The sequence below is a fragment of the Acuticoccus kandeliae genome (genome assembly GCF_003073115.1).
Map to the genome: position 1 here is coordinate 561,877 of NZ_QBBV01000001.1, position 16,478 is coordinate 578,354.

The window sequence follows — 16,478 nt, forward strand, 5'->3', positions numbered from 1 at the left end:
GAACGATCATGCACGGCCTGACGATGACACTCGGCGCCCTCCGCGAAGCCTATGCCGGGGGCCTTGCCCCGCGCGAGGTGGTGGCGGAGGTCTTCCGCCGGATCCGCGCGGTCGGCGATCCGGGGATCTTCATCCACCTCGCCGACGAGGCCGCCCTTCTCGCCGAGGCCGACGCGCTCGGCGCGTACGACCCGGCGCGTCCCCTCTGGGGCATCCCCTTCGCGGTGAAGGACAATATCGACGTCGCGGGGATGCCGACGAGCGCGGCATGCCCGGCCTTCACCTACACCGCTCCGGCGGATGCGTTCGTGATCGCGCGGCTGCGGGCGGCGGGGGCGCTCGTCGTCGGCAAGACCAATCTCGACCAGTTCGCGACGGGGCTCGTCGGGGTGCGCACGCCCTATCCGGCGCCGCGCAATGCCATCGACCCGGCGATCGTGCCGGGCGGCTCGTCCTCCGGCTCGGCGGTCGCGGTCGCGCACGGGATCGTGCCCTTCGCGCTCGGCACCGACACGGCGGGGTCGGGCCGCGTGCCGGCCGCGCTCAACAACATCGTCGGGCTGAAGCCGACGCTCGGCGCGCTCTCCGCGCGCGGTATGATCCCGGCCTGCCGCACGCTCGACACCATCTCCGTCTTCGCCCTCACGGTCGCCGACAGCCACGCGGTCTTCCGCGTCGCGACGGCCTATGATGCCGAGGACGCCTATTCGCGGCCCATCCCGACCGCGCCGATCGCCGCGCCGCCGCCGGTTCTGCGCATCGGCGTGCCGGACGCGGACAGCATCGTCTTCTTCGGCGACGCCGTGCAGAAGGAGGCGTTCGAGACGAGCGTCGCGGCGCTGCGCGCAAAAGGGGCGACGATTGTCCCGATCGACTTCACCCCGCTCTACGAGATCGCCGAGCGGCTCTATGAGGGGGCGTGGGTCGCCGAGCGCCACGCTGCGATCTGCGAATTCATGGCGCGCGAGCCGGACGCGGTGCACCCGGTCACGAAGGCGATCGTCTCACGTGCCGAGGCGCTGTCGGCGACGGACGCCTTCCGCGACTTCTACCGCGTCGCCGAATTGAAGCGGGAGGTCGCGCCGCGCCTTGCCGCGATCGACCTCCTCCTGGTGCCGACGATCCCGACCTTCTACTCGGTCGCCGACCTCGAGGCGGACCCGATCGGGCCGAACAGCCGGCTCGGCACCTACACCAACTTCGTCAACCTCCTCGACCTTTGCGGCATCGCCGTGCCGACGCGGCCGCGCTCGGACGGGCGGCCGGGCAGCGTCACGCTGCTCGCGGCGGCCGGACGGGAGGCGCTCCTCGCCTCGGTCGCGGTCGGGATCGAGGCGGAGGGGCCGCGCACGCTCGGCGCAACCGGCTGGCCCGTGCCCGTGCCCGCCGCCCTCGCGCCCGCCGCCGGTGTCGACGAGATGGAGATCGCCGTGTGCGGGGCGCACATGTCGGGCATGGCGCTGAACGGCGAGCTCACGAGCCGAGGCGCGCGCTTCCTGCGCAGCGTCGAGACGCGGCCGGACTATCGCCTGTTCGTCCTGCCGGGCGGTCCGCCCAAGCGGCCGGGCATGATCCAGGTGAAGCCCGGCGAGGGGGCCGAGATCCATGTCGAGGTCTGGGCGCTGCCGCTCGCCGCGTTCGGCTCCTTCTTCGCCGGGGTGCCGGCCCCGCTCGGCCTCGGCACCGTCCACCTCTCGGACGGCACCGCGCCGAAGGGCTTCCTGTGCGAGGAGATCGCGACGCGCGCGGCCGAGGATGTCACCCATCTCGGGAGTTGGCGCCATGTCATGGCGCGCAAGGCCGGCTGATCAGGCGGCCTCGAAGCGGTTGGTGAGGGCGAGGGCGATCTGGTCGGCGAAGCGGGCCGGCGCGATCGGCAGCGCCCGGCCGCGAAGCTGGCCCATGTAGAGGAGGCCGGCGGGCGCGTCGCGCGTGTCGATCGGGCGGCTCAGTCCCTGCGCCTCCATCTCGGCCGGGACGCCGATCGGGATCTGGAAGGTCACCGCGGAGGAGGTCGCGGCGAGGCGCATCAGGAACTCGAAGCTGTCGGACTCGAAGGCGGGGGTGAGGTCGAGCGAGGATTTGCGCAGCGCCACCTCCAGGAGGTGCCGCACCCCATATTCGGCGGTCGGCACCGCGACGGGGAAGCGCAGGCAGTCGCGCAGCCGCACCGGCCCCTCGCCCGCGAGCGGATGGCCGGGGGCGACCACCGCGTGGACCGGCTGGCGCACCGTCAGGAGGGTCTGGAATTCTGAAAGGCGCACCGGCTCGAAGACGAGGGCGAGGTCGGCGTCATGGTCGATGAGTGCGCGCTCGGCCGCCTCGCGGTCGCGGCGGTGGACGCCGAAGGTCACGGCGGGCTGCTCGGCGCAATAGGCCGCGATCTGCGAGGGGAGGAAGTAGGGGAGCATCGCCTGGCTGCAGGCGATCGCGACATGACCGCGCCGGAGGCCCGAGAGGTCCGCGATCTGCGAGCGGACGCGCTCCATGTCGGAGAGCTGCTGGCGCGCATGGTGGAGGAGGATCTCCCCCGCCGTCGACAGCCGCACCCCGCCGGGGAGGCGCTCGAAGATCGGCACGCCGAGCTCCTCCTCGACCGCGAGGATGCGCCGGTTGAGGGCGGTCGAGGTGATCGCCAGCGTCTCGGCCGCCTTGCGGATCGACTTCGCCCGCGCGACGGCGTCGATGAAGCGCAGCGTCTGGAGATGGCGCATCGAACTCCTGCCTTTCGCGAAGGACGATCCTTGCTGCGGGGATGAAACGGAAGGACGCGGCGATGCGCAAGCCGCCCAACGCCGCGCCGGCGGTCCCATGGCCGCGATCCTCGTGTTATGTCAGGCTGATAGACGGCAGAATGACAAGGCCGCGACGGGGGAGGTGACGACGATGAGTGAGCCCGAGACCTTCGACTACATCATCGCCGGCGCGGGCTCGGCCGGTTGCGTCCTCGCGAACCGCCTCTCGGCCAACCCCAATCACCGCGTCCTTCTGCTGGAAGGCGGCGGCAAGGACGACTGGATCTGGTTCCACATTCCGGTCGGCTATCTCTTCGCGATCGGCAACCCGCGGGCCGACTGGCTGTTCCGGACGGCCTCGCAGAAGGGGCTCGGCGGGCGCGCGCTCGCCTATCCGCGCGGCAAGGTGCTCGGCGGCTGCTCTGCGATCAACGCGATGATCTATATGCGCGGCCAGGCGGCCGACTACGACCATTGGCGCCAGCTCGGCCTCCCCGGTTGGGGCTGGGACGACGTGCTCGAGACCTACATGAAGCACGAGGACCATGCCGACGGGTCGAGCGGGCTCCACGCGGCGGGCGGCGAGTGGCGTGTGGAGCATCCGCGCGTCCACTGGGCCGTGCTCGACCGGATCCGCGACGCGGCCGAGGCGGAGGGGGTGCAGAAGGTCGACGACTTCAACACCGGCGACAATGAAGGCTCCTCCTATTTCCAGGTGAACCAGAAGAACGGCCGGCGCTGGAGCGCGGCGCGCGGCTTCCTGAAGCCGGTCCTCTCGCGGCCGAACCTCAAGGTCGAGACCGGGGCGCACGTCGACCGCGTGCTGTTCGAGGAGGGGCGCGCAGTCGGCATCGCCTACCGGCAGAACGGCGCGACGGTGACGGCGCGCGCGGCGTCGGAGGTGATCCTGTCGGCCGGGGCGGTCGCGTCGCCGATCATCCTGGAGCGGTCCGGCATCGGGGACGGGGCGCGGCTCCAGAAGCTCGGCGTGGAGACGGTGCGCCATGCGCCGGGCGTCGGCGCCAACCTCCAGGACCACCTGCAGATCCGCCCGATCTACAAGGTGAACGGCATCAAGACGCTGAACACCGTCTACCACAACCTCGCGACGCGGGCGCTGATGGGTGTCGACTATGCGCTGCGGCGGCGCGGGCCGCTGACGATGGCGCCGAGCCAGGTCGGCGCCTTCGTGAAGTCCTCGCCCGAATACGAGACGGCGAACCTCGAATTCCACTTCCAGCCCCTCTCGCTCGACAATTGGGGCGACGGGCTGCACCCGTTCTCGGCGATCACCGCCTCGGTCTGCAATCTGCGCCCGACAAGCCGCGGCTCGGTCCACGCGTCCGGCCCGGCGCTCGACGATCCGCCGGCGATCGACCCCAACTATCTCGACACCGAGGCCGACCAGCGGGTTGCGGTGGATTCCATGAAATGGGCGCGGCGGATCATGAACGCCCCGCCGCTCGCCCCCTACAGCCCGGAGGAGTACCGCCCCGGCCCGGCGGCGCAGAGCGACGAGGACTTGCTCGCCGCTGCGGCCGCGCTCGGGACGACGATCTTCCACCCGGTGGGCACGGCGAAGATGGGGCCGGAGAGCGATCCGACCGCCGTCCTCGACGAGCGCCTCAGGGTGCGCGGGGTCGACGGGCTCCGCGTCATCGACGCGTCGGTGATGCCGACGATCACCTCCGGCAACACCAACTCGCCGACGATCATGATCGCCGAGAAGGGGGCGGGGATGATCGCCGACGATTCCTGGGCCTGAGCTATCCCGCGCTGAGGACGCGCAGCGGCTTGCCGGCGAGCCATCCCTCGATGTCCTCCACGACCTCGGGGAAATAGACGTCGTAGGTGTCGTGCGTGACGTAGCCGACGTGCGGGGTGAGGACGACGCCGTCGAGGCTGCGCAGCGGATGGTCGGCGGGGAGCGGCTCCACATCGTAGACGTCGAGCCCGGCGCGGATCCGGCCCGCGGCGACGGCCTCGATGAGGGCCGGCTCGTCGACGATCGGCCCGCGCGAGGTATTGACGAGGATGCCGCCCGGCCGCATCGCGGCGAGCTCTTCGGCGCCGACGAGACCTGTGGTCTCCGCGGTCAGCTTCAGGTGGATCGAGACGATGTGGGAGGCCGCCAGCAGTGCGGCGACGCTCTCGGCGTGCTCGATCCCCGCCTCGGCCGCCTTCTCCGGCGTCAGGCTGCGGCTGTGGGCGGCGATCCGCATCCCGAACGCCTTGCCGACGGCGGCCGCGCGCTGGCCGAGATTGCCCCAGCCGAGGATGCCGAGCGTCTTGCCGTGGAGGCCGATGCCGATATTGGGCTGCCAGGGGCCACGCGCGTGCATGATCCGGTCGTCCGCCGGGATGTGGCGGGCAAGGGCGAGGATCAGCCCCCAGGCGAGTTCGGCCGTGGTGCCCGGAAAGGAGCCGGTGCCGCACACGAGGATGCCGCGCTCGGCCGCCGCCGCCATGTCGATCGAGGCGTTGCGCGCGCCGGTGGTGATGAGGAGCTTGAGGGCGGGCAGCTCGGACAGGAGACCGGCATCGAGCGGGGTGCGCTCGCGCATCGCGACGATGATGTCGGCCTCCTTGAGCGTCTCCACGAGGGTGGCGCGGTCGCCGATATACTCGCGGATCACCACCGGCTCCACGACCCCGGAAAGGCGGGTCCAGTCCGCCTTCGCAAGGGCGACTCCCTGATAATCGTCGAGGATGAGGCAACGCAGCATCGGGGGCTCCTTGGCGCGTGGTGTTCTTGTCTGGGCGCGGCACGGTTGTAGCGCAAATTTGCTCGCGCGGTTCGACCCCGTGCACGCGTCGCGCCCGCCGCCGCGCGGTCTGCGCAAAATTCCAGCGAAGCGGCGCGATTGGTGACATCCTGTCCCTTGCCGCCTCTCCAGCGGAGGGGTGGCCAAGACACGACCCGCAAGAAATGGGGAGGCTGGGATGAGACACGCCTACGAGCTGAACGGGCGGCGGATCCTGATCACGGGCGCCGCGGCGGGCATCGGGGCCGCGACGGCGCACGTGTGCGCGGAGCTTGGCGCCCGCGTGATCCTCGTCGACAGGGCCGACGCGACGGCGGTGGCGGAGGCCATCGCGGCCGAGGGTGGGGTGAGCGAGGTGCATCTCGCTGATGTCAGCGACCGGGTGTCGGTGGAGGCGCTCGCCAAGGAGATTGGCGCGGTTGACGCGCTCGTCCTCAATGCCGGGATCTGCCCCTTCGGCGACGACTGGATGGACGAGGACTGGGACCTCGCCTTCCGCAACGTGATGGGGGTGAACGTGCTCGGGCCGATCCACGCCGCGCGCGCTTTCATGCCGGCGATGATGTCGCGCGGATCGGGGCGGGTGGTGCTCGTCGGGTCGGTGGCGGGGCGGCTCGGCGGGATGGTCGCCGGCCCGCATTATGTTGCCTCGAAGGGGGGCGTCCATGCCCTCGTCAAATGGCTCGCGAAGCGTGCCGCGCCCGCCGGGGTGCTCGTGAACGGGGTCGCACCCGCCTCCGTCGACACGCATCTCATCGAGGGGCAGCGCGTCAATCTCGACCTTATCCCCTTGCGGCGCAAAGGAATGCCGCGCGAGATCGCGTGGCCGATCGCCTTCCTCTGCTCGGACGCGGCGAGCTACATTTGCGGGACGATCCTTGACGTGAACGGTGGCGTCTACATGAACTGACCACCGAGAGACATAACAATAATCCTATTGGGGGGATCATGATCGACCATCCAATCGTCGACGCCCACGTCCATCTCGCCGACCCGGCCCGCTTCGACTATCCGTGGATGGCCGGCGCGCCGTCCCTGAAGCGGCGCATCCTGCCGGACGATCTCACCGCCGCCGCCGCGCCCTATGAGATCGACCGCATCGTCTTCGTGGAGGTGGATGTCGCCTCGCCCCGGCAGGTCGCGGAGGCCGAATGGGTCTCCTCCCTCGCCAAGTCCGACCCGCGCCTTCAGGGGATGGTCGCGTGCGTGGAGCTCGAACGGGGGCGCGCGGTGGAGGCGGAACTCGACGCGATGGCGGCCCTGCCGGAGCTTCGCGGCATCCGCCGCCTGATCCAGACCCAGCCCGACCCCGAATTCTGTCTCCAGCCGGGGTTCCTGGAAGGGCTGAAGGTGCTCGCCGAGCGGGATCTCGTGTTCGATATCTGCGTCCTCCACCATCAGATAAAGGCCGTCATCGAGATGGTCCGCCGCTCGCCCGACGTGCGCTTCGTGCTCGACCATATCGGCAAGCCCGGCATCAAGGAGGGGCTCAAGGCGCCGTGGTGGAGCGAGATCGAGACGCTCGCCGGGTTCGAGAATGTCTGGTGCAAGATCTCCGGCGTCGTGACCGAGGCCGACCATCAGGCGTGGACGCGCGAGGAGGTCCGCCCCTACATCGAGCGCACGATCGAGGTCTTCGGCTTCGACCGGGTGATGTATGGCGGCGACTGGCACGTGGTCGAGCTTGCCGCGCCGTATCCGACCTGGGTCGAACTCGTCGACTGGACGGTCGCCGGCGCCTCGGCCGACGAGCGGCGCAAGCTCTTCCGCGACAACGCCATCGCCTTCTATCGGCTCGACGGTTGAGGGCGCCATGGCCCGCGATCCCTTGCGGCGCGCCTACAGCGTCGACGCGATGCGTCTCCTCGCGCGCGGGGCCCTGCCGCGCGCCGTCTTCGATTTCGCCGATGGCGGGGCGGAGAGCGAGGCGACGCTTCGCCGGAACGAGGCGGCGTTCGGCGCGCTGACCCTCCTGCCGCGACCCTTGCGCGGCGCCGCCGAGCGGGATCTCTCCGTCACGCTCTTCGGCCATCGCCTGTCGATGCCGCTCCTGATCGGGCCGACCGGCCTCTCCGGCCTCTTCTGGCCGGACGGGGAGCGGGCGGCGGCGCGCGCAGCGGCGAAGGCCGGCATCGGCATCTGCCTCAGCCACGGCTCGGTCTGCACGCTGGAGGCCTTCGCCGAGACGGGCACGACGCCCCGCCTCATGCAGGTCTTCATCTACAAGGACCGGGGGTTCACCGAGGAGCTGACGCAGCGGGCGAAGGCGGCCGGCTACCACGCCCTCGTCCTCACCATCGACAACCAGCTCACCGGCAACCGCGAGCGGGACAAGCGGAACGGCTTCTCCATCCCACCGGAGCCCGGCTTCGCGGGGGTGGTGGATTCGGTGCTGAAGGCGCGCTGGCTCTGGCGGATGCGGCGCGAGCTGCCGCGCATCACCTTCGCCAACTATCTGCGCGAGGGGCAGGCGAACGACCTCGCCTCGCTCGCGAGCCGGATGGGCTCCCTCCTCGACCAGTCGATGAATTGGGCCGACGTCGCCTGGCTCCGGACAATCTGGGACGGGCCGCTGATCCTGAAGGGCGTCATGCACCCGGACGACGCGGACATCGCGATCGCGGAGGGGATCGACGGCGTCATCGTCTCCAACCATGGCGGGCGCCAGGTCGACGGCGCGGCGGCCTCCGTCGAGGTGCTCGGCGCCGTCGCGGACCGCGTCGCCGGCCGCATCCCGGTCCTCCTCGATGGAGGGGTGCGGCGGGGCGGCGACATCATCAAGGCGGTCGCCCTCGGGGCGAGCGCGGTGCTGATCGGACGGCCGCAGCTCTGGGGGCTCGCGGTCGCCGGGGAGGAGGGCGTCACGCGCGTCCTCGACCTCTATCGCGGCGAACTCGACCGGGCGATGGGCCTTTGCGGCCTCTCCTCGATCGGCGCGATCGACCGCAAGATCCTCCACACGACAAACAACAACATCAGGGAAGGAACGACAGAATGATCGGAGAGGCGCCGCTCCTGCGGATCAACCGGAGCTTCACGCGACCGTCGGCCGAGATCGTCGCCCGTTTCGCGGGCACGCAGACCGGCCACGCCGTCGACGCGATGGGTGGGCAGGGAGCCGTTCACGAGCGGATCAAGCCGCTGACGATCCGCGACGACGTGATGGTCGGCGTCGCCGTGACCTCGCAATCGGGGCCGTGCGACAATCTCGGCCTCTTCGCCTCGCTCGACCTGCTCCAGCCGGGCGACGTCCTCATCGCCTCGGCGGACAACTACACCGCCGCCGCCATCACCGGCGATCTCCTGATGGGGATGGCCCGCAATCTCGGCGCGGTCGGGTTCGTGACCGACGGGGCGGTGCGCGACCGCACGGGGCTCCTCGCCGTCGGCGTGCCGATCTATGCCGCGGGCCTCACCCCCAACTCGCCGGCGCGCAGCGGGCCGGGAACGGCCGGCTTCCCGGTGGTCGTCGGCGGCGTCCCCGTCGCGTCGGGCGACATCGTGATCGGCGACGCGGACGGGGTGGTGATCGTCCCGCAGGGCCGCATCGAGGAGGTCCTCGCCGCGCTGGAGGCCGTCCGCGAGGCGGAGGCCGGGCTCGAGGCGAAGGTGAAGGCGGGGCTCGGCGTCCCGGACTTCCTGCGCGAGATCCTCGATTCGGACCGCACGCTCTGGTCTTGAGCCGGTCGAGGCTGGGGCGTCAGCGCGCCCCGGCCTCGCTGTAGAGCTGCCACTTCTTCGGCCGCACCATCACCGCCCCGGAGTGGCCGATCGGCGTCGTGATCGGCAGTTCGATCTCGAGCCGCTCGCGCCGTCCGCCCACCTCAAGCTCCAGGAGGCGCGTGCCGCTCGTGCGGCGGGCGGCGGTAATGATGCCGGTGATCGCGCCGAGATCGTCCTCGGTGATCTCGACATCGTGCGGACGCACGCACAGCCGCGCCGGCCCGTCGGGCGCGTCGGCGGGCGGCAGGTCGAGTGGGCGCTCGTCGAGATGGATGCGCCCGCCCGCGACCGTCACGTTCAGGGCGTTCGACGCGCCGATGAAGGAGAAGACGAAGGGGGAGGCGGGCGTGTCGTAGATCTCGTCCGCGGTCCCGACTTGCTCGATCTTCCCGTTGCTCATCACGACGACGCGGTCGGCAAGCTCCATCGCCTCTTCCTGGTCGTGGGTGACGAAGACGGTGGTGTGGCCGGTCTTGTCGTGGAGGGCGCGCAACCAACGCCGCAGATCCTTGCGGACCTTGGCGTCGAGCGCGCCGAACGGCTCGTCGAGGAGGAGGACGCGCGGCTCGATGGCGAGGGCGCGGGCGAGGGCAACGCGCTGGCGCTGCCCGCCCGAGAGCTGCGCGGGAAAGCGTCCGCCGAGCCCGGAGAGTTGCACGAGGTCGAGAAGCTCTTCCGCGCGGCGGCGGATCTCGGCGGCCGCCGGCCGGTCGCCCCACGGCCGGACGCTGAGCCCGAAGCCGATATTGTCCACCACGCTCATGTGCTTGAAGAGGGCGTAGTGCTGGAACACGAAGCCGACATTGCGCTCCTGCACGGACATCTGCGAGGCGTCGACATCGCCGAACAGGATGCGCCCCTGGTCGGCCCGCTCGAGCCCGGCGATGAGGCGCAGAAGCGTCGTCTTGCCCGACCCGGACGGGCCGAGAAGGGCGATCAGCTCACCGGACCGGATCGCGAGCGAGACATCGTGGAGGGCCGGAAACCGGTCGAACTCCTTGCGGATATTCTGGATGCGAATGTCCATGATGGTCCTTCAATGTCCCCGGCTGCCGGCCATGTCGCCGGCGAAGCGCCATTCGAGGAACGTCTTGAGAGCAAGGGTGACGAGGGCGAGGATCGCGAGGATCGAGGCGACGGCGAAGGCCGCCTGGAAGGCGTACTCGTTGTAAAGAATCTCGACGTGGAGCGGCATCGTGTTGGTGACGCCGCGGATATGGCCGGAGATCACCGAGACCGCGCCGAACTCGCCCATCGCGCGGGCGTTGCACAGGAGCACGCCGTAGAGGAGCGCCCACTTCACGTTGGGGAGCGTCACGAAGAGGAAGGTCTTCCAGCCGCTCGCGCCGAGTGAGAGGGCCGCTTCCTCGTCGCCCGTGCCCTGCTCCTCCATCAGCGGGATCAGCTCGCGCGCGATGAAGGGGAGCGTCACGAACATCGTGGCGAGCACGATGCCGGGCAGCGCGAAGGCGATGCGGATCCCGTACTGGTCGAGCCAGGGGCCGAGAAGGCCGTGGCTGCCGAAGAGCAGGATGTAGACGAGGCCCGAGATCACCGGCGAGACCGAGAAGGGCAGGTCGATGAGCGTGACGAGCACGCTCTTGCCGCGGAACTCGAACTTCGCGATCGCCCACGCCGCGGCGAGGCCGAAGACGAGGTTGGCCGGCACCGCGATCGCCGCGACGGTGAGGGTGAGGCGCATCGCGGCGCGCGCGTCGGGCTCGATGATCGCCTCCCAGAAGAGGCCGAGCCCGCCCCGCAGCGCCTCCACGAAGACGGCAACGAGCGGCAGGAAGAGGACGAGGCCGAGAAAGGCCGCGGCGACGCCGATGAGGACGGCGCGGACGGCCGGCTGCTCGGTGGTCGCGGACCGCCACTGGCGCGCCTTCGCCGCCCGCGGCGCCGCCTCGAAGGACTGATCAAGCAGCATGGCCGAACCTCCTGCGGCTCCAGGCCTGGATGAGGTTGATAACGAGGAGGAGGACGAACGAGATCGCGAGCATCACCGACGCGATGGCCGTCGCCCCGCCATAGTTGAACTCCTCGAGGCGGATGACGATGAGGAGGGGGGCGATCTCCGACACGTACGGGATGTTGCCCGCGATGAAGATCACCGAGCCGTATTCGCCGACGGCGCGGGCGAGGGCGAGGGTGAAGCCCGTGAGGAGGGCCGGCACGAGGGAGGGCAGGATCACCCGCCAGATCGTGACGAGCCGGCCCGCGCCGAGCGTCGCTGCCGCCTCCTCGCGCTCGCGGTCGATCTCGGCGAGGACCGGCTCGACCGTGCGCACCACGAAGGGGAGCGACACGAAGACGAGCGCGACGACCGCGCCGAGCGGCGTGTAGGCGACCTTGATCCCGAGCGGCGACAGGAACTGCCCGATCCACCCGTTCGGCGCGTAGATCGCGGTGAGCGCGATGCCGGCGACGGCCGTCGGCAGCGCGAAGGGCAGGTCGATGAAGGCGTCGATGAGCCGCCGGCCGGGAAAGCGGTAGCGGACGAGGACCCAGGCGATCAGCAGGCCGAAGACGAGATTGATCGCCGCCGCGATCGCCGACGCCCCGAAGGAGAGGCGGAGCGCGGCGAGGGTCCGCTCATCGAACGCGAGGCGCCAGAACTCAGTCCAGCCGAGCCCCGCGCTCTTGAGGACGAGCGCGGCGAGGGGGATCAACACGATGAGCCCGAGATAGGCGAACGTGAAGCCGAGGGTGAGGCCGAATCCGGGAAGGATGCTCGGCCGCTTGAAAGTGATCAGCGCGCTCGTCATGGCTGGGCTCAGTTCATGGCCCGGTAGATCTGGTCGAACACGCCGCCGTCCGCGAAGTGCGCCGGCTGCGCGGTCTTCCAGCCACCGAAGAGGGGATCGTCGATGGTGACGAGGCTCACCTCGGGGAAGCGGGCGAGGTCCTCGGGGTCGGCGGCGGACGGGTCGGCCGGGCGGTAATAGTTGGCCGCCGCGAGGCGCTGACCGTCGGGCGAATAGAGGAAGTTGAGATAGGCCTCGGCGACCGCGCGCGTGCCCTTCTTGTCGACGTTGCCGTCGACCAGGGCGACCGGCGGCTCGGCGCGGATCGAGATCGAGGGAACGATGATCTCGAAATGGTCCGGCCCCAATTCCTCGAGGGCGAGGAAGGCCTCGTTCTCCCAGGCGAGGAGGACGTCGCCGATGCCGCGCTGCGCGAAGGTGGTGGTGGAGCCGCGCGCGCCGGTGTCGAGGACCGGGACGTGCTGGAAGAGGTCCGTCATGTACTGCCGGATCTTCTGTTCGTCGCCGTCGAATTCACGGTCGGCATAGGCCCAGGCGGCAAGGTAGTTCCACCGGGCGCCGCCCGAAGTCTTCGGGTTCGGCGTGATGACCTCGACCCCGTCAGCGACGAGATCTTGCCAATCCTCGATGTTCTTCGGGTTTCCTTTGCGCACCAGGAACACGATGGTCGAGGTGTAGGGGGCGCTCGCGTGCGGCAGGCGCTGGCGCCAGTCGGCGGGGATCTTCCCGCTCTGCTCGGCGATCGCGTCGATGTCGGCTTCGAGGGCGAGGGTCACGACGTCGGCGTCGAGCCCGTCGATCACGGTGCGGGCCTGCTTGCCGGAGCCGCCGTGCGACATACGCACGGTGACGGTCTCGCCGGTCTCGGCCTTCCAGTGCTCGGCGAACGCGGCGTTCACCTGCTTATAGAGCTCGCGCGTCGGGTCGTAGGAGACGTTGAGAAGCGTGGTGTCGGCGAGCGCGGGCGCCGCGAACAGGGCGGCGGCGCTGACGGCGAGGAGAAGACGTCGGGGGACAAAATTCATCGTGAACCTCTTTTCCTATCGGGTTTGTCGACTTTCAAACCCTACATCTCCGGTAGGATTTGTCAACGGCTCGAAAAGAGGTCTATCGGGCGGTCAGCTCGCCTGGGCGCGGGAGGTGAGTGCGGTCATCTCGCGCGGGTTCGCGATGGCGTCGGCGATGGTGGTCTGGTCGAGCACCGCGCGGGCGGAATTCGCCACCTCCGAGAAGACGCGGCGCACGCGACAGGTCGCCTCGTCCTCGCAATCATCGCAGGGGCGATAGGCGATACGGCTGAGGCAGGGGAGCGGCGCAATCGGCCCGTCGATCAGCCGCAGGACGCGGCCGAACGTGATGGTGTCGGCAGGCTTCAGAAGGGCATAACCGCCGGCCGCCCCGCGCTTGCTCTGGACGAGCCCGTCCCGCTTCAGGTCGAGCAGGATCTGCTCCAGGAACTTGCGCGGAATGTTCTCGCGCTCGGCGAGTTCGGCCGTCGACACGGTGGTCTCACGGTCGAGCACGGCGAGTGCGAGAAGCGCACGCAGTGCGTATTTGGCCTTCTGAGAGATCATCGCTGGCGGCGACTCGCTGTAAATCCGACAAAGGAAGTCGGATACGTGGGGACTCGGGGATGATAAAGGAAGGGCGGCGCGCTGACGAGGCGTGTCGAACCTGTCGTCCCACGGCTCGAAAGGTCAAGGATGGATCTGCAGCTCGTTTTCATCATGGCGCTGACCTTCGTGATCCACCTCGTGGGCACGCTCGCATACGCGTTCCGTATCGCGGGCGTGCGCACGCGGCAGATCGCGACGGCCTTCGCCCTCTTCAACATCCTCGTCCTCGTGTCGCGGACGGCGAATTCCTTCCAGGGCCCCTTTATCGCAAAACGGGTCGAGACGAACGTTCTCGGCATCACCACGCACAATCTCGCGGTCGATTTCAGCCTCATTCTCTTCGCCGCGACGGCGGCGACGCTCGTCGGCGGCCTCCTCATCCCGACCTTCCAGCGCGTCGCGGGCAAGGCGATCGCGGGCTTCTCGCGCAACCGCTCGGTCGTGCGCCTCGTCGGGCGCGCGATGACGCCGCACGGGATCGGCACCATCGCGGCCTCGATCACGCTGCCGCGCCGGGCGAGCCTCTCGGCGCTGCGCATCGGCAAGGATCTGCCGGTGGGGGTGATCGCGCTCAATGTTTTCGCGAGCGCGCTTTGGACGGTCGGCGTCCTCGCCGCGATCTATGCGGGGACGCTCGATCCGGAGCTGCGCCTCACGGCGAGCACGCTCTCATCCGTCATCAACGGCGTCGCGACGATCCTGCTCTTCGTGATCATCGACCCCTATCTCGCGGGGCTGACGGACGATGTGGTGAAGGGGGTGGACAACGAGGCGCGGTTCCGGCGGGTCGTCGTCTGGATGGTGGGGAGCCGCCTCATCGGCACGCTCCTCGCGCAGCTGCTGCTCCTGCCGAGCGCGCAGCTCATCGTCTGGGTCGCCCATGCGCTGTAAGCGCATGGGCCCGCCGCGTCAGTGGGCGATCTGGTAGGCGGGGGCGGTCTGCCGGATCGGGATCGCCTGTGTCCGTCCGGCCGTGAACTTTGGGACGGAGTGATCGACCCGTTTGCTGAGCCGGTCGATGTCCGGCATGACGAGCGTCTGCTTCACGCGCTCGATGAAGCCCTCGCGCCGCAATTTCATAAAGACGCGATTGACGTGGACGACGCTGACGCCGAGCGCGTCGCCGATCGCCTGCTGCGTCAGCGGCATCTCGAACGTGTCCTCGCTCGCCTGGCCGGCAAGGGCGAGACGGTAGCGCAGGTCGAGGAAGAGGTGGGCGAGCCGCTCATAGGCCGACTGGCGGGTGAGGCGCGCGATCGCGTTCAGCGCCATCGCGTCGTCGTGGGCGAGCAGCGTCCAGAAGGCGGTCACGATCGGGTCGTCGTCGTTGGCGGTGGCGATATGCTCGCGCAGCGCGCTGATGTCGGCGATCACCACGTCGGTGACGCATTCGATCTCGCAGAAGGACGAGACGCCCGCGTGCAGGGTGAAATTGAGGAGATCGCCCGGCAGCACATAGCCGAGGATCTGCCGCCGCCCGTCCTTCAGGACATGGGTCCGCATCAGCCACCCGGACACGATGACCCAGGGGCGGCTCGCGATGCGGCCCTGCATCGCGAGTTCGGAGCCCGCCCTGAACTGCTCCTGCCGCCCATGCATGGATTGAAGCTCCCCACGGGAGAACTCGTCCAACAGGCTCAGGCCGTTCATGCGAGACGTGAGCGGATAGATCGCTTCGTCAGTCATTCTGCCTACCGATCCTCAACCTTCTAACTCGAGAGTTAGTTACTCTGACCGTAATCCGAAGCAATCACGCGCCACGGATACACATTTAGACAAAATGACAGAAAATATGCAGCGTAGAAGTTCAGGAAGATATTATAGGATTGCACTTTTATTATTTTGTGCTCCAAACATGCTGATTATACGTTTTCTTTGTGATGGACTGTCTCATGTTGACGCAGGGCCTGATGCCAGGCCCAGGCGTCGGAGATGATGGTTTCGAGATTGCGGGTCGCCTTCCAGTCGAGCAGCGACTGGGCGCGGCTCGGATCGGCGACGAGCTCGGCGGGGTCGCCCTGGCGGCGCGGGCCGTCCTCGGTCGGCACGCGCATCCCGGTGACGCGCTCCACGGCGCGCACCACCTCGTCGACCGAATTGCCGATCCCGGTGCCCACATTCAACGCGATGCTCTCGTCCTCCTCGAGGAGGTAGCGCAGCGCCGCCACATGGGCCTCGGCGAGGTCGTCGACGTGGATATAGTCGCGCACGGCGGTGCCGTCGGGCGTGTCGTAGTTGGACCCGTTCACCCGCAGCGACTTGCGCAGCCCCATCGCGACGTCGAGGACGACGGGAATGAGGTGCGTCTCCGGCTCATGCCACTCGCCGATGAGGCCCATCGGGTCGGCGCCGCCGGCGTTGAAATAGCGCAGGCGCGCCGAGCGGATGCCGTAGGCGTCGTCGAAATCGTCGAAGATGCGCTCCACCATCAGCTTCGACCGGCCATAGGGGCTGATCGGCTGAAGCGGGGTCGCCTCCATGATCGGCAGGCGCGGGGCCGGGCCGTACACGGCGCAGGTCGAGGAGAAGACGATGCTGCGCACATTGTGATTGAGCATCGTGCGCAGCAGCGTCAGCGTGCCGTTGACGTTGATGTCGTAGGTGTCGAACGGGCGGGCCGTCGAGTCGGACACGATCGACTGCGCGGCGAAGTGCATCACCGCGACCGGCATCATCGACTGGAAGGCGCGGTCGAGCTCGTCCGCATCGCGGATGTCGCCGGGGATGAGCGGCCCGAACCGGCAGAAGCTGCGGTGGCCGGTCGACAGATTGTCGAAGACCACCGGCTCGTAGCCTGCCGCGGCCAGCGCCTTGCAGCAGTGGCTGCCGATATAGCCGGCGCCGCCCGTGACGAGAACGCGTTGCATCAAA

16 protein-coding genes are annotated in these 16,478 nt (G+C 69.1%); 7 read left to right on the top strand and 9 right to left on the bottom strand.

Features of this window, described 5'->3' with window-relative positions; translation table 11 throughout:
* The first annotated feature begins 8 nt into the window (after positions 1-8).
* A complete protein-coding gene (gene atzF / locus DBV35_RS02595; protein WP_108658682.1) occupies positions 9-1,808 on the top strand; it encodes an allophanate hydrolase in 1,800 nt (599 codons plus the stop codon).
* On the opposite strand, the gene DBV35_RS02600 is transcribed toward atzF, so the two are convergent.
* Complete coding sequence (locus tag DBV35_RS02600; protein ID WP_108658683.1) at positions 1,809-2,714, bottom strand: LysR family transcriptional regulator; 906 nt, start codon at positions 2,712-2,714, stop codon at positions 1,809-1,811.
* Positions 2,715-2,886: 172 nt separating this feature from the next.
* Between DBV35_RS02600 and DBV35_RS02605 the strand changes: the two genes are divergently transcribed.
* Positions 2,887-4,500 carry a GMC family oxidoreductase gene (locus tag DBV35_RS02605; protein WP_108660516.1) on the top strand — a complete coding sequence of 538 codons (1,614 nt, stop codon included), beginning with the start codon at positions 2,887-2,889 and terminating at the stop codon, positions 4,498-4,500.
* A gap of 1 nt (position 4,501) precedes the next feature.
* Here the strand turns inward: DBV35_RS02605 and DBV35_RS02610 are convergent, their stop codons facing one another.
* Positions 4,502-5,461, bottom strand: a complete 960-nt coding sequence (locus tag DBV35_RS02610) for a D-2-hydroxyacid dehydrogenase family protein (protein ID WP_108658684.1) — start codon at positions 5,459-5,461, stop codon at positions 4,502-4,504.
* Positions 5,462-5,678: 217 nt separating this feature from the next.
* Here DBV35_RS02610 and DBV35_RS02615 point away from each other — a divergent pair, with 217 nt between their 5' ends.
* From DBV35_RS02615 to DBV35_RS02630, 4 genes are read left to right on the top strand one after another with little or no spacing between them, the layout of a single operon-like run.
* A complete protein-coding gene (locus tag DBV35_RS02615; RefSeq protein WP_108658685.1) occupies positions 5,679-6,410 on the top strand; it encodes an SDR family NAD(P)-dependent oxidoreductase in 732 nt (243 codons plus the stop codon).
* 38 nt (positions 6,411-6,448) lie between these two features.
* Positions 6,449-7,306 carry an amidohydrolase family protein gene (locus DBV35_RS02620; RefSeq protein WP_108658686.1) on the top strand — a complete coding sequence of 286 codons (858 nt, stop codon included), beginning with the start codon at positions 6,449-6,451 and terminating at the stop codon, positions 7,304-7,306.
* Positions 7,307-7,313: 7 nt separating this feature from the next.
* Positions 7,314-8,498 carry an alpha-hydroxy acid oxidase gene (locus tag DBV35_RS02625; protein WP_108658687.1) on the top strand — a complete coding sequence of 395 codons (1,185 nt, stop codon included), beginning with the start codon at positions 7,314-7,316 and terminating at the stop codon, positions 8,496-8,498.
* Positions 8,495-9,181 (top strand): RraA family protein, encoded by a 687-nt coding sequence (locus DBV35_RS02630; protein WP_108658688.1) that lies wholly within the window; start codon positions 8,495-8,497, stop codon positions 9,179-9,181. The genes DBV35_RS02625 and DBV35_RS02630 overlap by 4 nt, the downstream gene beginning before the upstream one ends.
* A gap of 19 nt (positions 9,182-9,200) precedes the next feature.
* Here DBV35_RS02630 and DBV35_RS02635 read toward each other — a convergent pair whose 3' ends face one another.
* The 5 genes from DBV35_RS02635 to DBV35_RS02655 all read right to left on the bottom strand — a co-directional run bounded on the left by DBV35_RS02635 (position 9,201) and on the right by DBV35_RS02655 (position 13,565).
* Entirely contained in the window at positions 9,201-10,250 is a 1,050-nt protein-coding gene (locus DBV35_RS02635) for a sulfate ABC transporter ATP-binding protein (protein WP_108658689.1), read from the bottom strand.
* 9 nt (positions 10,251-10,259) lie between these two features.
* Positions 10,260-11,153: a sulfate ABC transporter permease subunit CysW gene (gene cysW / locus DBV35_RS02640; protein ID WP_108658690.1), complete on the bottom strand. Its 894-nt coding sequence runs from the start codon at positions 11,151-11,153 to the stop codon at positions 10,260-10,262.
* On the bottom strand, positions 11,143-11,991 hold the full coding sequence (gene cysT, locus DBV35_RS02645; RefSeq protein WP_108658691.1) for a sulfate ABC transporter permease subunit CysT: 849 nt from the start codon (positions 11,989-11,991) through the stop codon (positions 11,143-11,145). Before cysT ends, cysW begins: the two co-directional genes overlap by 11 nt.
* Positions 11,992-11,999: 8 nt before the next feature.
* The gene (locus DBV35_RS02650; RefSeq protein ID WP_108658692.1) at positions 12,000-13,016 is read right to left on the bottom strand and encodes a sulfate ABC transporter substrate-binding protein; all 1,017 of its coding nucleotides are present in this window, start codon (positions 13,014-13,016) and stop codon (positions 12,000-12,002) included.
* Between the two features lie 93 nt (positions 13,017-13,109).
* A complete protein-coding gene (locus tag DBV35_RS02655; protein WP_108658693.1) occupies positions 13,110-13,565 on the bottom strand; it encodes an RrF2 family transcriptional regulator in 456 nt (151 codons plus the stop codon).
* 129 nt (positions 13,566-13,694) lie between these two features.
* Here DBV35_RS02655 and DBV35_RS02660 point away from each other — a divergent pair, with 129 nt between their 5' ends.
* Positions 13,695-14,498 (top strand): lipid II flippase Amj family protein, encoded by an 804-nt coding sequence (locus DBV35_RS02660; RefSeq protein WP_108658694.1) that lies wholly within the window; start codon positions 13,695-13,697, stop codon positions 14,496-14,498.
* Positions 14,499-14,516: 18 nt separating this feature from the next.
* On the opposite strand, the gene DBV35_RS02665 is transcribed toward DBV35_RS02660, so the two are convergent.
* Both DBV35_RS02665 and galE read right to left on the bottom strand, forming a co-directional pair.
* A complete protein-coding gene (locus DBV35_RS02665) occupies positions 14,517-15,293 on the bottom strand; it encodes a Crp/Fnr family transcriptional regulator (RefSeq protein ID WP_108658695.1) in 777 nt (258 codons plus the stop codon).
* Positions 15,294-15,469: 176 nt separating this feature from the next.
* A complete protein-coding gene (galE, locus tag DBV35_RS02670; protein WP_108658696.1) occupies positions 15,470-16,474 on the bottom strand; it encodes a UDP-glucose 4-epimerase GalE in 1,005 nt (334 codons plus the stop codon).
* Positions 16,475-16,478 lie beyond the last annotated feature (4 nt).

Coding starts and splice junctions, on each gene's coding strand:
- DBV35_RS02665 (WP_108658695.1), bottom strand. CDS start 15,293: ATGACTGACGAAGCGATCTATCCGCTCACGTCTCGCATGAACGGCCTG.
- atzF (WP_108658682.1), top strand. CDS start 9: ATGCACGGCCTGACGATGACACTCGGCGCCCTCCGCGAAGCCTATGCC.
- DBV35_RS02630 (WP_108658688.1), top strand. CDS start 8,495: ATGATCGGAGAGGCGCCGCTCCTGCGGATCAACCGGAGCTTCACGCGA.
- DBV35_RS02635 (WP_108658689.1), bottom strand. CDS start 10,250: ATGGACATTCGCATCCAGAATATCCGCAAGGAGTTCGACCGGTTTCCG.
- DBV35_RS02610 (WP_108658684.1), bottom strand. CDS start 5,461: ATGCTGCGTTGCCTCATCCTCGACGATTATCAGGGAGTCGCCCTTGCG.
- DBV35_RS02625 (WP_108658687.1), top strand. CDS start 7,314: ATGGCCCGCGATCCCTTGCGGCGCGCCTACAGCGTCGACGCGATGCGT.
- DBV35_RS02660 (WP_108658694.1), top strand. CDS start 13,695: ATGGATCTGCAGCTCGTTTTCATCATGGCGCTGACCTTCGTGATCCAC.
- cysT (WP_108658691.1), bottom strand. CDS start 11,991: ATGACGAGCGCGCTGATCACTTTCAAGCGGCCGAGCATCCTTCCCGGA.
- DBV35_RS02620 (WP_108658686.1), top strand. CDS start 6,449: ATGATCGACCATCCAATCGTCGACGCCCACGTCCATCTCGCCGACCCG.
- DBV35_RS02605 (WP_108660516.1), top strand. CDS start 2,887: ATGAGTGAGCCCGAGACCTTCGACTACATCATCGCCGGCGCGGGCTCG.
- galE (WP_108658696.1), bottom strand. CDS start 16,474: ATGCAACGCGTTCTCGTCACGGGCGGCGCCGGCTATATCGGCAGCCAC.
- DBV35_RS02615 (WP_108658685.1), top strand. CDS start 5,679: ATGAGACACGCCTACGAGCTGAACGGGCGGCGGATCCTGATCACGGGC.
- DBV35_RS02600 (WP_108658683.1), bottom strand. CDS start 2,714: ATGCGCCATCTCCAGACGCTGCGCTTCATCGACGCCGTCGCGCGGGCG.
- DBV35_RS02650 (WP_108658692.1), bottom strand. CDS start 13,016: ATGAATTTTGTCCCCCGACGTCTTCTCCTCGCCGTCAGCGCCGCCGCC.
- DBV35_RS02655 (WP_108658693.1), bottom strand. CDS start 13,565: ATGATCTCTCAGAAGGCCAAATACGCACTGCGTGCGCTTCTCGCACTC.
- cysW (WP_108658690.1), bottom strand. CDS start 11,153: ATGCTGCTTGATCAGTCCTTCGAGGCGGCGCCGCGGGCGGCGAAGGCG.